The organism is Thalassospira alkalitolerans (genome assembly GCF_002115745.1).
GTDB classification, from domain to species: domain Bacteria; phylum Pseudomonadota; class Alphaproteobacteria; order Rhodospirillales; family Thalassospiraceae; genus Thalassospira; species Thalassospira alkalitolerans.
This window is the reverse complement of record NZ_JFKB01000001.1, coordinates 569,589-583,231: the sequence shown is the minus strand read 5'-3', so window position 1 is coordinate 583,231 and position 13,643 is coordinate 569,589. Positions and strand designations below refer to the sequence as shown.

General features: G+C 53.4%; 12 protein-coding genes. 6 read left to right on the top strand and 6 right to left on the bottom strand.

Annotation, left to right across the window (positions count from 1 at the left end; genetic code table 11):
* Nucleotide 1: 1 nt before the first annotated feature.
* The 4 genes from TALK_RS02675 to TALK_RS02660 all read right to left on the bottom strand — a co-directional run bounded on the left by TALK_RS02675 (nt 2) and on the right by TALK_RS02660 (nt 3,761).
* The gene (locus tag TALK_RS02675) at nt 2-850 is read right to left on the bottom strand and encodes a shikimate dehydrogenase family protein (protein ID WP_085615529.1); all 849 of its coding nucleotides are present in this window, start codon (nt 848-850) and stop codon (nt 2-4) included.
* An 11-nt stretch (nt 851-861) separates the two neighbouring features.
* Entirely contained in the window at nt 862-2,130 is a 1,269-nt protein-coding gene (locus TALK_RS02670) for a TRAP transporter large permease (RefSeq protein WP_085615527.1), read from the bottom strand.
* The gene (locus TALK_RS02665; RefSeq protein WP_085615525.1) at nt 2,127-2,609 is read right to left on the bottom strand and encodes a TRAP transporter small permease; all 483 of its coding nucleotides are present in this window, start codon (nt 2,607-2,609) and stop codon (nt 2,127-2,129) included. Before TALK_RS02665 ends, TALK_RS02670 begins: the two co-directional genes overlap by 4 nt.
* Nucleotides 2,610-2,729: 120 nt before the next feature.
* Nucleotides 2,730-3,761 (bottom strand): DctP family TRAP transporter solute-binding subunit, encoded by a 1,032-nt coding sequence (locus tag TALK_RS02660; RefSeq protein ID WP_085615523.1) that lies wholly within the window; start codon nt 3,759-3,761, stop codon nt 2,730-2,732.
* Between the two features lie 407 nt (nt 3,762-4,168).
* Here TALK_RS02660 and TALK_RS02655 point away from each other — a divergent pair, with 407 nt between their 5' ends.
* The 4 genes from TALK_RS02655 to TALK_RS02640 all read left to right on the top strand — a co-directional run bounded on the left by TALK_RS02655 (nt 4,169) and on the right by TALK_RS02640 (nt 8,472).
* Nucleotides 4,169-4,903 (top strand): Crp/Fnr family transcriptional regulator, encoded by a 735-nt coding sequence (locus TALK_RS02655; protein ID WP_085615756.1) that lies wholly within the window; start codon nt 4,169-4,171, stop codon nt 4,901-4,903.
* Complete coding sequence (locus TALK_RS02650; protein ID WP_085615521.1) at nt 4,887-6,251, top strand: adenylate/guanylate cyclase domain-containing protein; 1,365 nt, start codon at nt 4,887-4,889, stop codon at nt 6,249-6,251. Before TALK_RS02655 ends, TALK_RS02650 begins: the two co-directional genes overlap by 17 nt.
* 111 nt (nt 6,252-6,362) lie before the next feature.
* Nucleotides 6,363-6,851: a flagellar assembly protein FliW gene (fliW, locus tag TALK_RS02645; RefSeq protein WP_085615519.1), complete on the top strand. Its 489-nt coding sequence runs from the start codon at nt 6,363-6,365 to the stop codon at nt 6,849-6,851.
* 145 nt (nt 6,852-6,996) lie between these two features.
* Entirely contained in the window at nt 6,997-8,472 is a 1,476-nt protein-coding gene (locus TALK_RS02640; protein WP_085615517.1) for a DUF4139 domain-containing protein, read from the top strand.
* A gap of 14 nt (nt 8,473-8,486) precedes the next feature.
* On the opposite strand, the gene TALK_RS02635 is transcribed toward TALK_RS02640, so the two are convergent.
* Nucleotides 8,487-9,095 (bottom strand): tetratricopeptide repeat protein, encoded by a 609-nt coding sequence (locus TALK_RS02635; RefSeq protein WP_085615515.1) that lies wholly within the window; start codon nt 9,093-9,095, stop codon nt 8,487-8,489.
* 161 nt (nt 9,096-9,256) lie between these two features.
* Between TALK_RS02635 and TALK_RS02630 the strand changes: the two genes are divergently transcribed.
* Nucleotides 9,257-9,832 carry a hypothetical protein gene (locus TALK_RS02630; protein ID WP_085615513.1) on the top strand — a complete coding sequence of 192 codons (576 nt, stop codon included), beginning with the start codon at nt 9,257-9,259 and terminating at the stop codon, nt 9,830-9,832.
* A gap of 42 nt (nt 9,833-9,874) precedes the next feature.
* Nucleotides 9,875-10,831 (top strand): 2-hydroxyacid dehydrogenase, encoded by a 957-nt coding sequence (locus TALK_RS02625; RefSeq protein ID WP_085615511.1) that lies wholly within the window; start codon nt 9,875-9,877, stop codon nt 10,829-10,831.
* Between the two features lie 56 nt (nt 10,832-10,887).
* Here TALK_RS02625 and TALK_RS02620 read toward each other — a convergent pair whose 3' ends face one another.
* Nucleotides 10,888-13,398: a PAS domain-containing sensor histidine kinase gene (locus tag TALK_RS02620; protein WP_085615509.1), complete on the bottom strand. Its 2,511-nt coding sequence runs from the start codon at nt 13,396-13,398 to the stop codon at nt 10,888-10,890.
* Nucleotides 13,399-13,643 lie beyond the last annotated feature (245 nt).

Below are 13,643 nucleotides of genomic sequence, written 5' to 3'. Positions count from 1 at the left end.
CTTACCCCGTCAATGCCTCGGGATAGGCATTGAAATATTCGATCCGGGCCGCATCCCCGTCGATCTGCGTACCACTGAAAACTTCAAACGCTTCAATACCCTGAAAGAAGAACAGTTCAAAGCCGGTCATAACCAAAATCCCTGCCTTACGGGCGGAATGAACAAATGCGGTTTCAACCGGGGTATAAACCGCATCAAACACCCATTTCTGACCGCCCAGCAACCGGGCCTCAAACGGACTTCCCGGATACTGGTTCATGCCGACCGGCGTACAGTTGACCAAACCATCAGCCGTGCGAATAGCATCAGACAAATCAGCTTCCCCAACAAAGGCGGCATTCGCCCCGCCATCCTTAAGGGTCGCGACAAGTGTCTTGCCCCGGTCTGCGTCCTTGTCATGGATCAGGATACGGTCCGCACCAAGCCCATGCAGACCAAAAGCCGCGGCAAGACCAACACCGCCCGCCCCCATCTGAAGGACCATCCCGGGTGCCTGATCGCCAAATTTCCCGCGATACCCCCGCATGAAACCGACATAATCGGTATTATCCCCACGCCAGCCATCGTCACGGAAAACAACCGTATTCACCGCACCAAGGGCATTGGCCAGGCGTTTTCGCGGGGTAATCATTTTGCGCGCTTCGGTCTTATAGGGGTGGGTAACATTCACCCCGGCATAACCGGCATTCGCGCAAGCCGTCAGTTGATCGATCAAATCGAAATCAGCAATCTTTTCACTGTCGAGATAATCATAGGTCACATCAAACCCGCACATTCGGCCAAGCAAGACATGGAGTCTGGCCGACTGGCTGCGTGATATGCCTTTACCAATAAGACCAAGTTTCAACATGGGGCGAAATCCTAAAATCCGAACAGGTTGGGCATAAAGGTAACGAGCTGCGGCACGAAGGTAATCAGGATCAGCACCATCAGTTCCACAAGGAATAAAGGCATGATCGATTTGATCATCCGGGCCATACCAACATTGGCGATGGCATCAGCCACAAACAGGCAAAGCCCCATCGGCGGCGTAATCAGCCCGATCATCAGGTTAAAGATCACGACGATGCCGAAATGGGTTGGATCAATACCAAGACTGATGGCAATCGGATGCAGGATCGGCACCAGAACCAGCATCGCTGCAATGCCTTCCAGCACCAGGCCGACGGCCAGCAACATCAGATTGATCAGGATCAGGAACATGGTCGGGCTATCGACATACCCCAGAACAAATGAACTGACCGCCTGTGGAATACCGGCGAATGTCATGAACCAATTCGCCGCCGCAACCGCCCCCATAATGATCAGGATGCTAGACGAATCGCGCATGGCATTGGCGAATATGCCCGGCAATTCGGCCGGTTTAAGTTCGCGAAAAACAAACAATCCAACGACCAATGCATAAAATACAGCAAAGCTTGCGGCCTCGGTCGGGGTCACGATACCGGCCAAAATGGATCCGATAACAAAGACCGGCATGAAAAGCGGGATCACACCATCCCAAAGCGCACGCAGTTTCTGAGCAAAACTAATCTTCGGGCGCCGCGTGGCATAATGGCCCGCAAAAAGGCGCACATAAACCGAAAGTGCGACCGCCAACAACAACCCCGGAATAATCCCTGCCAGGAACAAAGCTGGTACCGAAACATTAGTCGTGATCAGGGCATAGATAATCACCGGAATACTGGGCGGAATGATCGGCCCGATAACCGATGATGCCGCGGTCAGTGCCGCCGCAAAATCACGCGGATAGCCTTCTTTTTCCATCGACGGAATAAACACTCGCCCAATCGCGGATGTATCGGCCACCGCCGATCCCGAAAGGCCTGCAAAAATCACCGAGGACCAGATATTAACCTGCGCCAAACCAGCCTTGGTACGACCGACCAATGCATTGGCCAGATTAATCACACGCGATGTAATGCCGCTGGCATTCATCAATTCGCCGGCAAGAACAAATAACGGGATGGCAAGAATGGTAAAACTATCAAGCCCGGCAAAAATACGCTGGGGCAGCAAATCAATCGAAAACGTCGCCCCACCGATATAAATCGCAATCGCCAGTGCAATCGCAAAGGCAACCGGCGCACCAATGGCAAGCAGAACAAAAAGACCAAGACCGGTGATCATGCTTCACCCCCGGTGGATTTTTTTGGTCGCAACGCAATCAATCGAAACAGCGCCGCGATCAAAAGGCATCCACCGCCGATTGTCATGGCAATTTGGGCCCAATACATCGGGATACCAATGCCCGACGCCACAATCCCCCCGCGTTTGGCCGCAAAAATAAGCCCCGCATAAACAAGGATCCCGCCAAGAACAAACGTTGCCAGATCAACACCAACGCCAAACTTGCGGCGGATCGCGGCGGGAAAAGCATCAATGAAAATGCTGAACGTAATCTGAGTACCCTGAAGATAGGCAAAGGCCATCCCAAACATGGTGCCATAGATCATCGCGTATTTCGCGACTTCCTCGCTCCATTGCAGGGGGGCAGAAAAAAGATAGCGGCTGACACTGCCGGCAAAGACAACGCCAAAGACAACAAGGATGCTAAATCCCGAAAGTCCGGCAAGAAGACGCCTGAAAGCATTCTCTGCGCGTTGCATAGGGTCCTCTGAATAATCACAGAAATTTCGGTGCCGTGACGATACGATCACCGACACAATGGCGGGAAAAAGGACAGGCCAGGGTCAAAGGAGGCGGCGACACCTGGCCTGCCAATACCATTACATGGCAGCTTCAGCTTCGGCTTCACCGACAGCAGATTGCAGTTTTTCAATCCACTGCGCATCAATCTGACCCGAAAGCCATTTGATCACAGCAGGCTGAGCCGCATCGCGGAAAGCTTTCAACTGATCAGCCGTTGGCGTGGTGACTTCCATGCCCTCGGCGGCAAGTTTGGCGACACCCTCGGCCGAGTTAAATTGCTGGATCGCACGCCCGACATTCGATGCAATGCCCGCAGCCCGGCGCAAAAGAGCCTGATCACCGGCTGACATCCCCTGATAGGTTGCTTCATTCATCAAGATAAAATCAGTGCCGTATACGTGACGGTCAAGCGTCAGATATTTCTGCATTTCATAGAACTTGTTGGCATAGATCACGCTGATCGGGTTTTCCTGACCATCAACCGTACCTGTGGTCAATGCGGTCGGAACTTCCGGCCATGGGATCGGAGTCGGCTCCGCACCCAGCGCCTTGACCATTTCCACAAACAGCGGGACCGTCATAACGCGGATTTTCAGGCCATCCATGTCTTTGGGTTCGGCAACAACGCGTTTGGAGTTGGTGAAGTTCCGGAAACCGGTTTCGCCATACGCCAAGGTGCGCAGCCCGGTTTTTTCAAGGCAATGCGCGGCAAGCTGATCGCCGAAATCACCATCAAGAACTTTCCAGGCCACATTGGCACTCGGGAACATATAGGGGATATCCAAAACAGCGGCTTCCGGGCAAACCTTGGAAAACGGGCCCGAAACCATAGAAATGGCAAGGGTGCCATCCTGGGTATTCTGAAGCAGATCGGTTTCACCGCCCAGTGAACCGGCGGGGAACAACTGAACCTCAATCCGGCCCGCGGATTCCGCTTCGACAATATTTTTGAACACCTGCGAGGCCGCACCTTTTTTCGAGGTGGTCCATTCCGCGGGGTCAACATGGGCAAAATTCAAAGTAATATCCGCAGCCATTGCTGGTGCGATAAAAGAAGCTGCTGCAAGCGACACCGCACCCAGCAATGCACTTTTGGAAACACGTTTCATTTTTTTCCTCCCGAATAAAACAATCCCGACGGACCGACATTAATTCATAGATTCTTATGCATCGATCCGATATCGGAATAGGGAGAATTTAAAAAATATAGGAGATTTTGTCAAACCTTCTATAATTATTATAGTTCAGAATAACTTAGCGCCGCAAACCCCTTGTTCCCACAGCATTCCAACCCGTCATGCCCCGCCAAACGATATGTAAATTTCAATATCGGGATCGTGGCTTTGATCTTCCAAGGCAAAAAATGGAACATTCATTCCTTATGGCGGCCATCCCCCTGCCGGGACTATGGAAATCTCTGTAAAACACTTGCGATTTAACCGGCATTTCATGCTACTTTGACGCCGTAATGCATCTTTCGATGATCGAAACGACGCCCTTTTCAAAAGTGAATTCAGTGAATAGCGTTCCCGGCACTGCAACACCCCAACTTGCCAAAATTGCTTCGCGCATTCTTGCGGGCAGCTTTTTATTCGAAGATCTTGATCCCGAACTGCTGTCACAGCTGTCGGATCAGGCAAGTGTGAAACGGATGGATGACGGCGAATTCCTGTTTAAAAAAGGTGCGCCTGCTGATGGTCTGTATGCGGTTGAGGCCGGAAAGGTCCGTATTTCAACCGTTTCTGACAGCGGCAAGGAAATTGTCCTGAACGTTCTGGCACCCGGTGCCGTCTTTGGCGAAATCGCCCTTTTGGATGGCGAGGCCCGAACAGCAACCGCACGTGCCGTTGGCCCAACACGGCTTTTGTTCATTTCACGCGACGATTTCTTTGTAATATTTGACCGCGAAGCACCACTGCGCCGTCATATCACCGCTCTTTTATGTCGTCGGCTGCGCTGGGTCAGTGACCTTTTGGAAGATGCCAATTTCCTTGATCTGACCGGGCGCCTGATCAAACGCCTTTTGTGGCTGGCAGAACGCCATGGCGGGCCAGATCCCGAAGGCATTCGCATTGCCCTGCCATTATCCCAACAGGAACTCGGCCTGATGCTTGGCGTGACCCGCGAAGCCGTGAACAAGAAATTGCGCGACCTTGAAAAGCGCGACCTGATCACGCGCCGCGATGGCCGATTGGTCATTCGTGACAGGGACGGCCTGAAAGACCTTCTCGCCGATGCCATCAAAAGCTGATATCGGACCCAACTCTTTGTTTGGGCGGCTCGTCGCACGCGAGGAACAGCGCGGCCTTTTCCTTGTCGCGTTCTTGCGCATCTGCATGCTGGCCTTCATCTTGCTGCTATTCTCCAAGCCCGATTCCCCAACCGGCGAACTTTATTCCCTGTTGGAAGTTCTGGGCTGGTTTATTCCCGGTGTGCTGGTTCAGGTTTTTGTTGCCATGTACGGCGGAAAATGGCGCTGGCTTTTATATGTGCTGGCCGTCGTTGATGCCGTCCTGATTGTTTACGTTTCGGTCGTCCCCGACCCGTTGCACCCGCTTACAGATCATCCCGCATGGCTTTACAGCTTTGTTATTCGTGATCGCGGCGTTGTGTTTTCGATGATCATGATGGCGCTCGTCATTATGACGTTCTCCCCGCGACTGATTCTTTGGTTTGGCTTTTGGCTTTTCATCGCCTGGAGCACCGGCATCGTCTGGCTGATGACACGCCCGGGCGTGATCATATCCCAACATTTCGGCGATGACTGGACACCGACCCAACAGGAAATCATCACGACCTATAATTCGCCGGAATTTATCGATATTTCGGCACTGGCCGAACAGGTGGTGATTGTTGTTGTCTTTACGCTGGCCTGTGCCGTGATGGTTTCCAGGTTGCGTGTCTTGATCAATCAATTCGCCGCCGCCGAACGCGCCCATGGCAATCTTGCTCGATATTTCCCGGCCGCCCTTGCCGATCAATTGGCGGATCGCGATGAACCTTTGCGAATCGGTGCGCGGCGCGAATGCGTTATCCTGTTTGCCGACATTATCGGGTTTTCTAGCTATGCCGAAAAACGCGATCCACAGGATGTCATGCGGCTTTTGAACCAGTTTCATCACATCATGACGACACAGATCGGCGCCTATGGCGGGATCGTTGAAAAATATATTGGCGATGCCGTCATGGCGAGCTTTGCGGCATTTGACGATCTGGACTGTCCGGCGTCAAATGCCCTGTCAGCGGCACAATCCATGGTCGCGCATGTCCGTGACTGGCAAAACAGCGACCTTGCCGACAGCACAACGCCACTGCAAATCGGAATAGGGCTGAATTTCGGGCCTGCCGTTGTCGGTGATATCGGCGAAGGCGAGGCCGTCACCCCCGCCGTCATCGGCGCCAGCGTCAATCTGGCGGCACGGCTGGAACGTGCGACCAGAACGCTTGGAACTGACATCATCATAAGTGACGGCTTTGCCCAAAAACTGCGCACTGAAGCCGCTTCGGACCAACCGGCAATGCTGCACAGTTTCACCAAACAGAATGTCATTCGGGTCAAAGGTTTCAGCCAACCCATCCCCGTACACTTCCAATCCTGACTAAAATGCTTCAGAATAATCAAGCTGATATACGCCAAGCCCTTGAATTATGGTGAAATCGGCCCAAAATGCCTTGTACTTGTCCAAGGTGCCACTTCAAGGGAGGAAGGTATGGCGGATTCCACAATACCGCAGTCACCCGGAACGGACGGCGTGCCGTCCTCCGTTACGATCCGCACTTTGTTCGGCGATAAGGAATTTTTGTGGGACAAAGCCATTTATTTTCCGGCAGGGCTTAAGGGCTTTCCCGATCATAATGTTTTTGCACTCGCCAACTTTCCCGGCGAAAGCAATGGCTCCTTCATCCTGATGCAGAGCCTGACCGAACCCGAACTCGCCTTTATCGTCGCGCCTTACAATATGGAAAGCAACAGCATCAAGGCTGAACACCTTGCCCAGGCTTTTACCATCCATAGCATTGGCAAGGATGACGGCGCGGTTTTGCTGATCGTGACCTTGCACAAACCCGAAGATGGCGGCGATACCAGCATGTCGGTTAATCTGCGTGCGCCGATCATCATCGATACATCACGCCAGACGGCCTATCAGCATTTGCTGCCGGATGCAGGATATTCCTATCATCAGTCGCTGGCCGATTAATCCCGCGACACGGGCATGTCTGAAAATGGACCGGATATTATAAAATCCGGTCCGGCCATGCGCCTGATATGTCCTTGATCCTGCCACTTTTTCGCGTAAAGGTCGTTTTAGAACAATACGCAACAGGTGGTATAAGGGATCCGAGATGTCTTCAGAATTGCGCAGTCGTTTTGCCGTGGCCACACTTTTGGGCGCGGCTGTTTTTGTTGGCCCGTTCATCGATCCGGCACGGGCCCAGTCAAACGATGAAAAAATCGAAGAAACCATCACACTGACCGGTGAAAACCGCAGCAAGATGCAACTGACCATCTATCCGGGCAACCTTGGCATGATTGCCGAACAGCGAAACGCATCAATCCCCAAAGGCTTGAAAACGCTTCGTATTGAAGACCTGCCGCAAACCATCATGGATGACACATTCCTGATGGGCGCCCAGACCGAGGCCAAACTTGTCTGGCATACATTGCGCAATACGGCCAACGGGCCGACAACCATGTATCGTTTGCTACAAGATCAAATCGGCAAAACCATCACGGTGCGGCGCAAAGAAGACGAACTTGTCGAAGGCACTTTGCTATCGATTGATGGTGGTGCGCTGGTCCGCACATTGGATGGCATCGAACAGGTTCCGATTGAACAGATTATCATATCCGACCTGCCCAATGACTTTGCCACCCGCCCGGCGATCGAGGCCACAATCGGCAGCGATAGCGCACTTGACCACGTTTCACTGGCCTATCTTCTTGGCGGTGTTGCTTGGCAAACGGCCTATGCCGGGCGATATGACAGCGACAAAAACGTCCTGAACCTGTCGGCAATGGCGCGCGTCAGCAACCAAACAGGTGCCGCAATCAACAATGCCCAGTTGCGTTTGATCGCCGGTGATCCCAACCGTGTCACACGTGCCCCAATGGCAAAGGCCGCGCGCGGTGAAATACTGATGTCGGCAATGGCGGACACCGCGCCGGGTGGCGGCGGGCTGGATCGTGAAACCATGGAAGGTCTCCATGTTTACGGCCCGTTCGATGATCTTTCGATGCGTAATGGCGATGTTGTAATGCTGCCATTGTTTGCACCACAGGTCTTGCCTGTCACCCGCAAGGTCACCTTTAACGGCAGTGCCAATCTTTACTATGCCGGTCAAAGCGACATTTCCGAATTCGCCCTTCCTGATCTTGAGATCGAAGTCGAAAATGACGGCGGCACTGATCAAAAAAGCCCCTGGCCAGCAGGCACAATTCGCGTATTTGGCCAATCGCAAAGCGGCGTAACCGGTTTTCTTGGCGAAGATAACCTGTCTTTGACGCCCGTCGGGCGCAAAGCAACCATCCGCCTTGGTCAAGCCAGCGAGATTTCCGGCACCCGCAAGGTCACCTCATTTGATCGTAAATCACGCCCGAACATGCCCGATGAAATCAAGGCCAATATGGAATGGGCGATTTCAAATGGCAGTGCGCGCACCGAAACAGTGACCATCCGCGAAAATGTTCCGGGTGACTGGATTGTCACCGGCGAGGACCACAAACACAGCAAACCGCAGCCCGATCTTCTTGTCTGGACGATAGAGGTTCCGGCAGGCAAGGATGTCAAACTGAGCTGGTCTGTGAAAAGCACCCGCTAAAGCATATTTTCCGATCAGGTCTGGTTGCTGTCATAGAATGCCTTTGCAAGTGGCAGCAACAGGACCGGATCGGGATTTTGACCGGTTTGCTGACAAAGTTCGGTGTAAAGACAAATCAGTTTTGCCAGCAAAATAAAGGCATGCTGATTTTTTTTACCTGCAAACACGCCAAGGTTAACAAGCGCCTCGCCACAGGTTTCGCGCGCGATTTGAAATTGCCCGACCCCGCGAAAGGCCAGAACAAGCGCGCCTTGCGAATAGCCAAGATCAAGGCGGGCGGCTTCGTTCTGCCCCGTTGTCTGGCTGCCCAATCGATCCCGGCGCAATTCAACGGCCTGCTTGGCCGCATCAACGGCATCAGCCCATTGCTGTGCATTGATTTCAAGTGCCGCCCGGTTGTTTAAACTATGGGCCATCCCGGCGCGCGCCGCATCCGGGGCAGTTTGCCAATGGGCGGCAAACAAATGATCGGCTTTGTCAAACAGCGAAAGAGCCGCCAAACGCTCGGAATGATCAAGGACGGTAGCCATTTCAAGATACAGACGTGCCAGCGTTAATGAACCGGGTTCCGTCGCTTCAAGGAATGACACGCGCGGCAGATATCCGGCAATTTTATCCGACATGTCTCTTCCCTGTTTTACCTAAATTCAATCACTTCGCGATGACAGAAGATAGACGGGGAAGCACCCCACCTTGTGAAGCAGGGGCATTCGGGGATAAGCTGCGATCCGATCTAAACGGCTTTGCCCTAATCGCCCTTTTTTGTCTGGAACGACCGCCACCAATGACCATGTCGACTGAAACCCTCCGTGCCCTTTATGGCACTTGGCGCATTGCGCGCGGCGATGCCAAGGGCCTCGCCTTTTTTGAATATTCAATTGATGCATTCTGGCGATCTTTTCTTGCCGCATTCATCGTTTTTCCGGCCTTTGCGCTTTTGCGCTGGCACGACCTTGGAAGCGCGCCGGACGATTTCCCCGTCGGGCGCTATATGATCATCGAAACCATCGCCTATGTGATGAAATGGTTCGCCTTTCCGCTTCTGATGCTTCATGTCGCGCCAATGATCGACCGGGCCAATCGGTATATCGCCTTTATCACGGTCTATAACTGGTCAAGCGTCTTGCAGATGGGGGTCTATCTGATCGCACTGTTCCTTGGTGCGGCTTTCCCCGGATTGGGGGCTGGCGGGTTTGTGCTGGTTGCCGTCATCGCGATGCTGGTTTACGGGGTCTATATTGCAAAACTGACACTTGCCGTCCCGGCCGTGACAGCCGGGGCAATTGTCGCGGCTGATTTCCTGTTGTCACTGGTGATAACGACGATTGGCATTCGCTTGGCCCTTGGTCAGCTATTCTGATAAAAAGTCAAATAAATCAAAAACGTCAGGGAGAATATCAAAATGAAACCGGTCCTCGCCATCACCAGACGCCTGCCGGATGCCGTCGAAAAACGCGCGCGCGAAAGCTATGATTTACGCATGCAAGACGGGGATGAACCGCTATCGCGCGATCAAATTCTTGATCTGTGTAAGGACGCGGATGCCGCCCTTGTTTCCGTTGGTGATCCGATTGATGCAGCGTTTTTTGATGCCCTGCCCAAAAAGGTCGGCATTGTTGCGACCTTCTCAGTCGGAACCGATCACATTGATCTTGGCGCTGCCAAAGCCAAAGGCGTCATCATCGGCAATACACCGGGTGTCCTGACCGATGCAACCGCCGATATTGCCTGGCTTTTGATCCTTGGTGCTGCGCGCCGCGCCAGCGAGGGCGAGGCCGAAGTCCGCAATGCGACTTGGTCAAGCTGGCGCCCGACCCATCTGATGGGCACACAGGTCACAGGTAAAAAGCTTGGCATTATCGGCATGGGCCGCATTGGTCAGGCCGTTGCCAAACGTGCGCGTGGTTTTGACATGGACGTTCATTATTTTAATCGCCGCCAATTACCCAAAGATCAGGAATTCGGCGCGACCTATCATTCATCCATCGATGAATTGCTGCCCCATTGTCAGTTCCTGTCACTGCATTGCCCCTCGACGCCGGAAACGCGTGGCATGGTCAACACCGACTTCATCGCCAAATTGCCCAATGGGGCGATTATCGTAAATACCGCACGCGGTGATGTGGTCAATGATGGTGATCTGATTGCCGCTTTGAAATCGGGGAAACTGACCGCTGCCGGACTGGATGTTTTTGCGGGCGAGCCCAATATCGAACCGGCTTATCGTGACCTTCCCAATACCTTCCTGTTACCGCATCTGGGATCGGCGACCGTGGAAACACGCAATGCCATGGGGTTCCGCGCCCTTGATAACATCGATGCCTTTACCCAGGGCAAGGACGTCCCGTTTTGCGTTTAAACAATCGCTAACCGGCCAAATACAAAAGAACAAGGCGCTGTATCTGGCGCCTTGTTCTATTCCAGATCGCTTTCTTCGCCCGCCGGCAAGATACAGGAAATTTCGTGACCATCACGGCTGACCTTGACCCGGCCACCGTGGATTTCAACCACGGCGCGCACCATCGCCATGCCAAGGGCACGTCGCGCCGATGGGCTTTCGCCTTCTCGCAAACCTTCGAATAACATCGGTTGCGGAGTCTCGTCCGACAACGAGATACTGATATCAATATCCTCGCCACGCCGACGCGCCACCACCGAAACTTCGCTGCCTTCCGGGGCTGTGCGCAGGACGTTGGTGACAAGGATAAACAAGGCCTGTTTCAGGCGGCGTTCATCGGCCACCATCCAACCAATATTGCGCGAACAATAAAGCCGAAGTGACACGTTAAGTTCGGCCAGACGCGCCCGGGTTAAGGCTTCGAGCGACCGTAACAACCGCCGTGGATCAACCGTATCGAGTTCAAGGGCGACCTGCCCCGATCCAAGTGTTGCCAGATCGCGCATATCATCAACAAGGGCCAGCATACTTTGGGCCTCGGCCCGAATGGTTTCGACCGATTGCGCGACATTGCCCTGCAAATGCGGGATCAACCGATCCGATTCGCCATTGATATGATCCAGTGGCCGGGTCAATTCGCGCGACACCGTTGAAATGAAGTCCGACTTCATCTGATCCGCCGTGCGAAGCGCCTCGTTGCGATCGCGAAGGGCGCGTTCAACGCGGATGGTATCGGTCACATCGCTATAAGACATCATCACCGCCCCATCGGGCAGTGGCACAATGGCAAAATCGATAATGCTGTTATCTGCACGTTCCAGACGGCCGCTCATCGGTTCATGATTGGTGATGCGCGCAACCATACGGTTTTTGAATTTTTCCCAATCGTCGCGCTCATGCCAGTAATCTCGGGCTTCCTCGATCACTTCGGCAATATGGGGGGCGCCAGACAAGAAAACGTCTTCCAGCCCCCAGATATCGGCAAATCCGTGGTTATAAAGCCGCAAACGACCATCACCACTGATCACGCCAACCGCTTCGTGCAGATTTTCAAGCGTTTCACGCTGAACCGCAATCAGGGTGTTATAGCTGCTTTCAAGGACCAGCTTGTCGGTGACGTCTTCATAGGCAAACATCAACCCGCCAAAGGGATGGGGCGAAATGAACCGCCGCAATGTCATGCCATTGGGCAGATGCATCAGATCTTCTTCAGGTTTCAAAAGATCGGTAAATCGCTGATTTTCGATGCTGCGGAACTGATTAAAATCGGTGACTTCGGGCAACTTGCGTTCATCGCGCATCCGGCGCAGAACATCGTCAAGCGATGGCTCGGCCCATAACCAATCCTCGTCCAGATCCCAAAGTTTGGTAAAGGCGGTATTAAAGAAGATAAGCCGTTTGTCGCCGCCATAAATGGCAATCGCAGTACCAAGGTTTTCCAGTACTTCGGCATGGGCCCGGATGTGGCGCGACAGATCAGATTGCAATTCCTCGGTCGCGGTACAGTCAATGGCAAAGCCGATCAAACCATCCAGATCTTCGGGGGTTTGCGACGGACATTCGGTAATGCGCAAAAGCTTCCGGTCGCCCTTGACCACAATATGATAATCGCGCGTCATGGTTTCGCCGTTGCGCAGCGCTGCTGCGGCAAGTGACTTGCCATGATCGGGGATAACCCCGCTTCCCAGTTCCGCCTGTCGGGAAATGGCATCATCCCTGTCTTCAAGTTCAAGGGCACGCGCATAGGCGACATTGCAATCAATCAAACGCAAATCGCCATCACGGCGCCAAACCGGAAATGGTAAGCTATCGATCAAAAGACGCAGGCCACTGACCTCGTGCTTAAGCAAGGTGAAATCGCCAAACTGGCTTTCACGTTCACGGGTATGACGGGTTTCATCCCGAAACCAAAGGGCATGCGCCAGAACCGGTGAATTTCGATCCTTGCGTGCCATCGTGCCGGTCACATGGAATTTGCGGCCATCAACGGCCATGATCCAAAGTTCAAAGCGTTCATGCGTGGATTTAAGGTTCCGCACACGATCCTTAAGGGCCTTGGCATCATCGTCGCGCAACTGATCGAGTATATCGGGAAACCGCCCGTCTTTTCCCAAAAGGAATGCGCGCTTAAGCGACGGGCTTGCACCCTCGGCAAAGCCTGTCTGGCTCCAATAATAAACCGGGTCGGGTCCGGCATATAACAGATGGGTAAATTGTTCGGTACTGTCGGCCAGCTCGGATTCGTGATCTTCCGCCTCTTCCAAATGGCGACGCATCCGCAACGATAACCGCCATCCAATCCCCCCGGCAATCGCCGCCCCGCCAAGGGCGGCCAGCCCAACCACCAACCAGTCCCGGTTGCTCAGATCGACCAGATTTCCCAAAATGGAATGATCCACAATCGGCGGAACCAGGTCGGGCACGGCTTCGCGCACCGGGGAAAGCTGGAACTTTTCCTGTGCATGCACATCGGCCGCGATGAAAAACGATGTCAGGCCATAGCATCCCACCTGCCACAATCTGGACAAGGAAAATTGGCTTGGCCCCCCCTTTTGGGAACCAATTGGTCCTTTTCCCCTGTGATGATCGGATGCAGGCCGTGTCACGTGTTGTTAACCGTTTGTGTTTATGAGCTATTATTATGGTGAAAACGTCTGCCTTTTACCACTGTTTCACGACGTTTTCCCGATACCCTTACGAATGCCCGTCATCGCGGGAAAATCCGCGATGACATATACCTCAAATCGGGCTATGTCTGCGCTATTGTCGAAAC

Coding starts and splice junctions, on each gene's coding strand:
- TALK_RS02675 (WP_085615529.1), bottom strand. CDS start 850: ATGTTGAAACTTGGTCTTATTGGTAAAGGCATATCACGCAGCCAGTCG.
- TALK_RS02670 (WP_085615527.1), bottom strand. CDS start 2,130: ATGATCACCGGTCTTGGTCTTTTTGTTCTGCTTGCCATTGGTGCGCCG.
- TALK_RS02665 (WP_085615525.1), bottom strand. CDS start 2,609: ATGCAACGCGCAGAGAATGCTTTCAGGCGTCTTCTTGCCGGACTTTCG.
- TALK_RS02660 (WP_085615523.1), bottom strand. CDS start 3,761: ATGAAACGTGTTTCCAAAAGTGCATTGCTGGGTGCGGTGTCGCTTGCA.
- TALK_RS02650 (WP_085615521.1), top strand. CDS start 4,887: ATGCCATCAAAAGCTGATATCGGACCCAACTCTTTGTTTGGGCGGCTC.
- fliW (WP_085615519.1), top strand. CDS start 6,363: ATGGCGGATTCCACAATACCGCAGTCACCCGGAACGGACGGCGTGCCG.
- TALK_RS02640 (WP_085615517.1), top strand. CDS start 6,997: ATGTCTTCAGAATTGCGCAGTCGTTTTGCCGTGGCCACACTTTTGGGC.
- TALK_RS02635 (WP_085615515.1), bottom strand. CDS start 9,095: ATGTCGGATAAAATTGCCGGATATCTGCCGCGCGTGTCATTCCTTGAA.
- TALK_RS02630 (WP_085615513.1), top strand. CDS start 9,257: ATGACCATGTCGACTGAAACCCTCCGTGCCCTTTATGGCACTTGGCGC.
- TALK_RS02625 (WP_085615511.1), top strand. CDS start 9,875: ATGAAACCGGTCCTCGCCATCACCAGACGCCTGCCGGATGCCGTCGAA.